Here is a 6591-nt window from a genome sequence, read left to right as displayed (position 1 = left end):
GTGACCGGGCCGAATGTCTCATGCTTCCAGGTCACCGGCTCATCCTGGTTATTGACCGAAATCAGGCCACCGATGCTGTCGTAGATCGAAACGGCATGCGTCTTGCCGTCCACAGAGTTCACATCCCACGTCAGGTACGTAAGCGGACGGCTCAGCGCCTCGAAGTCACTGGGCAGGAATGCCGTGGTGAAGGTCAGACTAACATGAATATTCCCATTCGCGAATTGGTAGATCGAGCGGGTCGGCAGCACCTGCACGCTCGTTTGGGGAAGCGCAGCGACGCTGGCAGGCGTCGCGCCTATCAGGCGATACGCTTTGCCATCAACGCGAATAAGGCTGACGAGCGGCTGATCCCGGCCTGTCCAGTGCTGCGTCGTCTTATCATTCAAATGGTCCGCCTTGGACCAGATACTAAAAAACGGATTGTTCGCCACAAGCGGCGTGGCCGGCGGACGCAGAGCGGAAGTGGCGGCGGCGGCGGGCGTAGTGAGCGTCAGTGCTCCAATCGTCTTGTCGACGACCGGGGATTTGCTGAGCGAAAGGGCGCCGGCCGCGATGACGGCGACCGCAACCGCTCCGATCCCTACAGCTTTCTTCGACACAGTTGTCATTCTATGATCCTTTGTATTCCCAAAAGGCGAACACGATGCAGCGAGGTCAGAGAATAGCGGCAATAATAGCAATGAGGGCTAAAGGCGCTATGTCCGGGGACAGCGATCTGGAATTTGCTGCCTAAACGTACAATATTATAAAATCATTCTTATGAATTGTCAAGCATGGATTGCACAAAACCACAGCGATTGTCCAAAATTGACGATCACTGGAACCAAAGTTAGTCGAAGACGACAGCGAGCTCCATCCAATAGGATGGAGCTCGCTGTCGACGTTTCTCTGTCGAGATTGAGAACCGAGCGGCTGTATTACCAGCCAACGCGGAAGATAATCCCCTTGGGATTTGTCGGCGTCAGATACGCCGCCTGATTGTTCACGTCATCATAGGGGAAGCCATAGGCCAGACCACTGATCGCGTGAACATGCCAGAACTTGGCGTAGTAGTTCGCCGGAGCTGCCTGATAGTACGACGCCACGTTGCCCCACGTGGACTGCGGGTTCGTGTAGACGTGGCGGTTGAGCGCCGCACATGTCGCCGGGTCCGCCGCGCCGCCAACCCCCAGCAAGATATCCTGCGTGGAGACACTGCTGTACGAAGCGAAGTAGTTGCCGTTGGGCTGCCCCGCCGCGAACGATCCGTGGTTCGGAGCGACGATGCGATAGGGCGCCTGCACCGTTCCGAGGCTCTTGAACTCGTTGGGAACCTCGTTCTGGTACTCGCTGAAGATCCCAGAACGGGTCTCCGATTCGAGCTCGCCGACCGTCTGGTCGAAGTCGCCAGCCATGTTGACCACGCGGTGCTGGACTGGGAATCCGAACATGTCCACGCGAGTGACGTTGCCGTGATATCCATACTGGTCGAGCGTAAACTCCGTGAAGTCGAAGTAAACGTTGGCGTTCGGATCGGCCGAGTTATTGATGTCCGGACCGGCGAACCCATTGTCGAAGGTCTTGATGTAGCACGGGGAGCCGACGCTAAGGAACATACGCGCCGCAGTAATTTTGGGCAGGTTGACCCACTGCTGCTGGCTGACCGTGTGGTAGATATTGGCGTAGTTGACGCCGCCCTTCACCAGATGTCCCGACGCATCGTTGAGCGCCAGAGAGATCGGCTGAAGGTTGCCGTTGAGATCCAGATAGGACCACTTGTTGCCGTTGGCCGGATTTTGTCCGATGATGCCCCAGTAGACCTGGGTGTCGGGATAGACGCCATTGGTGCCGTTCATCACTCGGAGGGAAACCGAACCAGTACCGACAGGCGTGGGAATGGACGACACCGGCACCGAGTAGATCGAGTTCGCGCCGCCGCCGCCGCCGATTGCAACATCGCCCCGCTCCATGCCGAATTCCTGCCAGGAGTTTCCATTGTCGGGATACTGCTGAAGGTTGACGTTGTTCGCCGCGTTGCCGCCGGGGATGTCCCACGTCATGCCGTCGTGCTTCCAGTAGAACTTGAACTTACCGTTCGTTTTCGGGACGATGCGGACCTTCTGATCGCCGACATTGTTGACGTTGTAGTCCCAGAGCTGCGTGTTGGCCGCCGCCGCGACGGAGCTGTTCACGACACTGATCGTACGGGTCGGCGCATTGAGGCTGAACAGCCCGTAGAAGCCGTCGCCTTCACTGGTGAAATTCCACTTAAACCAGGGGTTGTTCTCCTGGGTGTACTGGATGATCGGACTGCCGTTCGTGCTGCCCGCGCCCTGGACACAGACGTACTTGCCGGTCGAGGCGCGCAGGTAGTAGCTGCCCCACGGCTGAAGTCGAAAGCGCTGGGCCGCGCTGTTCGTATTGGAGTACTGCTGGATCTTGGCATTGTCCGCCGTGCTGGAGCCGGAGACATCCATGAGCAGACCGCTGCGGACATTCTTGATGTTGTACCAGCCGTTGCCCGCATCGACTAAATCCCACTGCTGACTTGTATCGCTATTGTAATCCCAGGCCCAGAGCTGCGCGCCGCTGGTGAGGGAGTTGTTGGCGACGGAGACGGCTTTACCGCTCACCCACGAAATCAATTTGAAGTGATTGCCGCCCTCGGTAGGCAGCAGCGCCCAGCGCTGGTTCGGTCCATTGTAATCGTAAGTCCACTGGTTGGTCACGGCGCCATTGGCCGTGCTGCCGCCGATCAGATCCAGACACTTGCCGCTGTTCTGATTGACGATCATAAAGTAGGGCTGATTGCCCGGCGCCTGCGCCTGGCTTTTCGGCGCCCCGATCGTGAAAAGACCCACGATCGTCAAGGCTGTCTTCGCGAAGAGGTTGAGTTTCATCGTTGCCTTTCGTCCTTTGCGTGTTTGAGTGAGGAATACAGAAGAGACGGCGCTAACGCCCCTTCTGAGATAGGTCGAATGTTGTGGGCGCTGTTAGGGAATTCGCTCCATGCCGAACTCCTGCCAGGAATTACCGTTGTCGGGGTATTGCTGGAGATTGACATTGTTGCCGGTCGCGCCGCCGGGAATGTCCCAGGTCATGCCGTCGTGCTTCCAGTAGAACTTGAACTTGCCGTTGGTCTTGGGAACGATGCGAAGCTTCTGGTCGCCGGCGTTGCTGGGGTTGTAATCCCACAAATGCGTGTTGTATCCGGCGGCGTAGGAGCCGTCTTTCACGCAAAGCACGCGGCCCGGAGCATTGAGACTAAACAGGCCGTAAAAGCCATCGCCTTCGCTGGTGAATGTCCACTTGAACCAGGAGTTATTCTGACCGTCATACTGGATGATCGGGCTGCCGTTCGCGCTGCCAGCGCCCTGAACGCAGATGTAGCGTCCGCTGGCCGCGCGGATGTAGTAGCTGCCCCATGGCTGCAAGCGCCAGCGCTGGGCGCCGCTGTTGGTGTTGGCGTACTGCTGGACCTTCGCGTTGTCCGCCGTGCTGCCGCCGTCGACATCCATCAGCAGTCCGCTGCGGACATTCTTGATGTTGTACCAGCCGTTGCCGACATCGACTAAGTCCCATTGCTGGCTTGGGTCGTTGTTGTAATCCCAGGCCCAGAGCTGCGCGCTGTTGGAGGTGGAGTTATTGGCGACGGAGACGGCTTTGCCGCTGACCCACGAGATCAGTTTGAAGTGCGCGCCGTCGGCGGTCGGCTGCAGCGCCCATCGCTGGTTGGGTCCGTTGTAGTCGTAGGACCACTGGTTGGTGTTCGCGCCATTGGCCGTATTGCCCGCGATCAAATCCAAAGCCTTGCCGCTGCCTTGATTGACGATCATGAAGTACGCCTGCGTGTTGGTGGTCCCCTGCCGCTGCTTCACGACGCTGTCGATGGCGCTGACGAGCGAGTTCGCGCCGCTGGCGTCCTGACCCAGCTCCCAGATCATGATCCCACCCGCACTGCGGTCGAACACGAGGTTGGTTTTCGCCTTGATCGTTGCGATGCCGTTGTATCCCTGTCCGTTCCAGACATCGGCGTTCGGATCGGCGCCCATGCTCAGCAACTGCGCGAAGGTGTAAGAGCCGGGATGGCTGTAGAAGGGAACGCCCAGGTTGGTCTTGGCCGTCGGCAGTCCGCGCCCGCTCCAGTAATCCAGCGCGGAAACTGCCGATGCATACGTGGAGTGATCGAAGTTGTTGTTGTCATAATCCATGACATTGAGCCAATCGACGCTACCGAAGATGCTGCTGGGAATCGGGTCCGCCGCGCCGCCGAAGACCACGGCGGACGACAGCGATTTGCCCTGCCCATGCAGCGCGCTCGCAAGCTGATTCATCAGCGTTCCGTAAAGCCCGGAAGTGGCGCTGGTGGGATGCTCCCAGTCAATGTCCACGCCGTCCAGCCCGTATTGGTTGGTGAAGTTGACGACGTTGTTGACGAAGTTCTGCCGCGATGTGGCGTTGCCGGAGAGGTTGACAAAGGGGCTGGGATCGCCGTTCATCCAGCCGCCGACGGAGATCATGACCTTGACCCCATTGGCGTGAGCGGAGGAAACGATGCTTTGCAGCTTGGCGGGGTTGTCGATTGCCTGGACGCTGCCGTCGGAGTTGGGCAGCAGAAAGGCGTAGTTGATGTGCGTGATTTTGCTGTACTGGATGTCGGCCGCCGCACCGGACCAGGAAGTGGCGTAACCAACAACTTTGACGGCGGCTTGTACGCCTGGCGCCCCGATCGTGCTCCAAGTGAGGACCAGCAGGGCCGCGCGTAAGAAGTGTTTGAGTGTCATCTTTGTCCCTCTCTCAATCGCTGTTATCTTTTGCGTTCATCGCAATCTATCACAGAACCGAAATCCGAACAGTCTCCGCGCAATCCACATCGTATACGCTTCCGTCGAGCCATTTTTGGATAGGCTTACGAATACGCAAAGCGATGCTTCGCCTAACTCCACGGCATAGAGAAATCATAGACTGCAATAATATCTAAAAGTGCATATTCATATACGCCTGTAATTATTGCCGTCGATCCCCATTATAGGACCAACTCAGGATATTGTCAAGCGCAAATAGAACAAACTTTTGGCGCCAAATTCTGACAATGCCAGGCAGGCGGAGAGAACCAGAAGGCGATAGGGCGTTTTGTCCCTGAAATGTTAAAAAACCGAGGAGCGCGGACATTGTGCATCGGTCCGCGCTCCCCTCAGTGCTGATTGCGCTGGAATCTCGGCTAAGGCGTTCGTTCCAGCGAGAACTCCTGCCACGGGAATCCGTTGTCCGGATACTGCTGAAGCGGGACGTTATTAGCGGTGTTGCCGCCAGGCATATCCCAGCTCATCCCATCATGTTTGAAGTAGAATTTGAACTTGCCGCTTGTTTTCGGCAAGATCCGGACCTTCTGATCGCCGACGTTGTTGACGTTGTAGTCCCAGAGCTGCGTGTTGGCCGCCGCCGCGACGGAGCCGTTCACAACACTGATCGTACGGGTCGGCGCGTTGAGGCTGAACAGGCCATAGAATCCATCGCCCTCGCTGGTGAATGTCCACTTGAACCAGGGATTGTTTTGGCCGTCGTACTGGATAATGGGGCTGCCGTTCGTGCTGCCGGCGCCCTGGACGCAGATGTACCGTCCGCCGGCGGCGCGGATATTGTAGCTGCCCCACGGTTGCAAACGCCACCGCTGAGCGCCGCTGTTGGTGTTGGCGTACTGCTGGATCTTAGCGTTGTCGGCCGTACTGGAGCCGGAGACATCCATGAGCAGTCCGCTGCGGACATTCTTGATGTTGTACCAGCCGTTTCCGACATCCACGAGATCCCACTGCTGACTCGGGTCGCTGTTATAGTCCCACGCCCAAAGCTGGGCGCTGTTCGCCGTCGAATCCCCGGAAACGGAGACGGCTTTGCCGGAGACCCAGGAAATCAATTTGAAGTGATCGCCGTTCTCCGTAGGCTGCAGCGCCCAGCGCTGATTCTGACCATTGTAATCGTAGGTCCATTGATTGGTCACGGCGCCGTTGGCCGTACTGCCGCCAATCAGATCCAGACACTTGCCGCTGGTCTGATTGACGATCATAAAGTACGCTTCCGACGACGGGAACGGGATCGGGTCCGAGGCAACGCCGTTGGTCACCGCTTGCAGCGAATAGCTGCCAGCCGGCATTCCCGGAGGTGTGGTGAAGCGGGCGCTCTGGATCGCGCCGCCCTTCGCGACGCCCGTGGTGTTCCAGCGGGTTGTCCGCCCATAATACACGCTGCCGTTCGACGCCGTGAAGCGCATGATGGGATAATTGGTCGCCTCCTGCGCGTCGTCGCCGTACTCCGAGCCTTCCGAGATGCCCATCAGCAGCATCCCACTGACTTGATACGAGCCATCGAAGTTATGCGCCACGTTGGTGATGGTCGGCTTCGCCGCCGCGATCGGGCCGCCTGAAGGGCGATATGTATAGAGGCGGTTGCCGCCGTTCGAGAACAATACGCTGCCGTCGGGCAGGTCCAGCAGCCGCGTGTTATACGGAGCGCCCCCGTCCGTCTGACCCGTCGGACCCGAGATCAGCGTGAACGCATTGGTATTGGGATCGTACTCCGCGAAGCTCGTGGGAGCGTTCAGCGTCCCCACCG

General features: G+C 58.3%; 4 protein-coding genes. All 4 read right to left on the bottom strand.

The genetic code is table 11. The features are described from left to right. Positions 1 to 611 (bottom strand): DUF4964 domain-containing protein (locus tag ABIZ35_RS07135; RefSeq protein WP_348219190.1); only part of this gene is annotated, 611 nt, incomplete at its 3' end. Positions 612 to 920: 309 nt separating this feature from the next. Beyond that, positions 921 to 2882, bottom strand: a complete 1962-nt coding sequence (locus ABIZ35_RS07130) for a beta-1,3-glucanase family protein (RefSeq protein WP_348219189.1) — start codon at positions 2880 to 2882, stop codon at positions 921 to 923. 93 nt (positions 2883 to 2975) lie between these two features. After that, on the bottom strand, positions 2976 to 4766 hold the full coding sequence (locus ABIZ35_RS07125) for an RICIN domain-containing protein (protein ID WP_348219188.1): 1791 nt from the start codon (positions 4764 to 4766) through the stop codon (positions 2976 to 2978). Between the two features lie 437 nt (positions 4767 to 5203). After that, on the bottom strand, positions 5204 to 6591 hold a 1388-nt coding region (locus ABIZ35_RS07120), incomplete at its 5' end, for an RICIN domain-containing protein (protein ID WP_348219187.1).

This window comes from Capsulimonas sp., from assembly GCF_039929585.1.
Classification (GTDB): domain Bacteria; phylum Armatimonadota; class Armatimonadia; order Armatimonadales; family Capsulimonadaceae; genus Capsulimonas.
The sequence above is the reverse complement of the archived record's forward strand: the minus strand, read 5'-3'. Positions and strand labels throughout refer to the sequence as shown.

Coding starts and splice junctions, on each gene's coding strand:
- ABIZ35_RS07130 (WP_348219189.1), bottom strand. CDS start 2,882: ATGAAACTCAACCTCTTCGCGAAGACAGCCTTGACGATCGTGGGTCTT.
- ABIZ35_RS07125 (WP_348219188.1), bottom strand. CDS start 4,766: ATGACACTCAAACACTTCTTACGCGCGGCCCTGCTGGTCCTCACTTGG.